At 74.1% G+C, this 2,709-nt stretch carries 3 protein-coding genes and 1 pseudogene; all 4 read left to right on the top strand.

What is annotated here, in order from left to right:
* Positions 1-277 (top strand): annotated as a pseudogene (locus MHW47_RS34255) (hypothetical protein); the annotation flags it as partial.
* A gap of 33 nt (positions 278-310) precedes the next feature.
* Entirely contained in the window at positions 311-1,111 is an 801-nt protein-coding gene (locus MHW47_RS34250; protein ID WP_239227743.1) for a DUF1684 domain-containing protein, read from the top strand.
* A 195-nt stretch (positions 1,112-1,306) separates the two neighbouring features.
* Positions 1,307-2,206: a S1 family peptidase gene (locus MHW47_RS34245; RefSeq protein WP_239227742.1), complete on the top strand. Its 900-nt coding sequence runs from the start codon at positions 1,307-1,309 to the stop codon at positions 2,204-2,206.
* Between the two features lie 96 nt (positions 2,207-2,302).
* Positions 2,303-2,709 (top strand): hypothetical protein (locus MHW47_RS34240; protein WP_239227741.1); only part of this gene is annotated, 407 nt, incomplete at its 3' end.

Genomic DNA, 2,709 nt, shown 5'->3' with positions numbered 1-2,709 from the left:
CGCCCCCACCGGACCGGGCGGCCCCGGCGGGCCCCGGCCGCCCGAGCCGCCGCGCGACCGGCGCGGGCTCGTCATGGGCTGCCTGGTGTGGGCCGGGCTCGCCTGCACCTGCCAGATGTGCTGCGGCACCTTCGAGGACCCCTGGTCGCGCCAGCGGCGCGAGGGGCTGTGCAACCAGTGCGACTGCGGGGACTGCTGCGACGGCTGTGACGCGTGCAGCAACTGCTGCGACTGCTGCAATTGCTGCGACGGCTGCGACTGCGGGTGCGACTGCTGAGGTGAAGCCGGTCCCGTATGGAACGGTGGGGCCATGAGTACGTACGCACAGCAGCAGGCGGCGCGGGACTGGCGGCGCTGGCACGAGGAGCGGACCGCCGTCGTCGCGGCCCCGTACGGCCCGCTCTCCCTCACCGGGACGCACTGGCTCGCGGACTACCCGGAGGGGCGAATTCCGGCCGTCCCGGGCCGGTGGCGGGAGCGGGACGGCGCACCGGTGCTCGAAGCCGGCCCGGCGGACGGGCTGACCGTCGGCGGCGAGCCGTTCACCGGTGAGGTCCGGCTCGACGCCGACCGGGGTCCGATCGGAGCGTCCCGGGTCGCCCACGGGGCGCGCAGGCTGGTCGTCCTCAGCCGCGAAGGGCTCTGGGCGGTCCGGGTCTTCGACCCCGACGCGCCGGCGCGGCGCGCGTTCCGGGCGATCGAGGCGACCCCGTACGACCCGCGCTGGGCGGTGCCGGGGACCTTCCGGCCGTACGGGGAGCCCCGCACCGTCCGGGTCGAGAACGCGGACGGTGTCGCGCGCGGACTGGGGCTCGCCGGCGAACTCGCCTTCGAGCTGGCCGGGGCCCGGCACACCCTGCGGGCCGCCGTCGAGTCGGACGGCTCGCTGTGGGCGGTCTTCGCCGACGCCACCAGCGGGGACACCAGTTACCGCTTCCGGTTCCTGCGGCCCGCCGCGCCGGACGGGGACGGCGCGGTGACCGTCGACTTCAACCGCGCGCTGCTGCCGCCGTGCGCCTTCGCGGACCACTTCATCTGCCCCTTCCCGCCGCCGGGCAACACCCTTCCGGTCGCCGTGGAGGCGGGGGAGCGGCGTCGGATCGACGGCTGAGCGGCGGAGGATCGACGGAGGTTCAGGCCAAAAGGTGCCCTTGCGCAAGAAGTTGACGCCTTGAATACTCCCGAGCAGCGCTTGTCAGGAGCACGGCATGTTCGGAATGCGGACGGACGGCCGTGCACATGACTGCGCCTCACGGGCCCGACCACCCCACAGGCGGGCCCCCGTTTCCCCTCGGGAGGAATGACAGTGAGGATCAAGCGCACCACCCCCCTCAGCCGTATCACCGCACGCGGCAAGGCGCTCGCCATCACCGCCGGCCTGGTGACCGTCGCCGCCCTGGCCGCTCCCACCGCCCAGGCGAGTTCCGGCACCACCTACGACGCCCGTCAGCTCGCCGCCGCCGGGGACGCTGTCCTCGGCGCCGACATCCCCGGCACCGCCTGGAACGTCGACACCAAGACCGGGAAGCTCGTGGTCACGGTCGACAGCACCGTCTCCGCGGCGGAGATCCGGCAGATCAAGGACGCCGCGGGCGGCAACGCGGGTGCCCTGCGCATCGAGCGCACCCCCGGCACGTTCAACAAGCTGCTCGCCGGCGGCGACGCCATCTACGCCCCCGGCTGGCGCTGCTCCCTCGGGTTCAACGTCCGCAGCGGCAGCACGTACTACTTCCTGACCGCGGGCCACTGCACCGACGGCAACCCGCCCTGGTACACCAACTCCTCGAACACCACCTACATAGGCCCGACGGCCGGCTCCAGCTTCCCGGTCAACGACTACGGAATCGTGCGCTACGACAACACCTCGCTCGCCCACCCCGGTACGGTCGGCAGCGTGGACATCACCGGCGCGGCCAACGCCACGGTCGGCATGTCCGTGACCCGCCGGGGCTCCACGACCGGCACCCACAGCGGCACCGTCACCGGGCTCAACGCCACCGTCAACTACGGCAACGGCGACATCGTCTACGGCATGATCAAGACCAACGTGTGTGCCGAGGGCGGCGACTCGGGCGGTCCGCTCTACTCCGGCAGCAAGGCGATCGGCCTGACCTCCGGCGGCAGCGGTGACTGCCGTTCGGGCGGTACGACGTTCTTCCAGCCGGTCACCGAGGCGCTCAGCGCGTACGGCGTGAGCCTGTACTGACGTACGGTCACACCTCGCCGGCCCCCGGACGCGACGCCGTCCGGGGGCCGGTGCCTTCTGGGTACGGTGGAGGCGGGGACGGCGGACGGGGGAGGCATGGGCCGGACATGGACGCGCTGGGTGGCGGTCGGGGCGGGCGTCCTCGGGGACACCCGCGCCGTCCGCAGGGACCTCGCCTGCCATCCGGGCCGGCTGCTGACCGCCCGGGACCGGCTGCTGGGTGAGGAGACGGGCGAGGCCCGCGACCTGCGGTACATCGCCGCGGAGCGCAGGGAGAGCGGGCACCCGGCCGCCGTCGCGTCCTACGAACGGCTGGCCGCGCTGCGGGCCGCGGCCTGGGGTGCGGACCATCCGCTGGTCCTGGACACCCGGCTGCTCCTGGCCCAGGTGCGGGCGGAGGCCGGTGACGCGGCGGGCGCGGCGGACGCCTACGGGCTGCTGCTGCCGGGCGGCGACCCCGCCCGCGCCGCGTGGGCGCGGCGCAACCGGGCGTACTGGCGGGA

It is taken from the genome of Streptomyces sp. OfavH-34-F (assembly GCF_022347745.1).
Classification (GTDB): Bacteria; Actinomycetota; Actinomycetes; order Streptomycetales; family Streptomycetaceae; genus Streptomyces.
This window is presented reverse-complemented; position numbering and strand designations above follow the sequence as displayed.

Excerpts from the sequence above, each read along its gene's own strand:
- MHW47_RS34250 (WP_239227743.1), top strand. The coding sequence starts at position 311 with ATGAGTACGTACGCACAGCAGCAGGCGGCGCGGGACTGGCGGCGCTGG.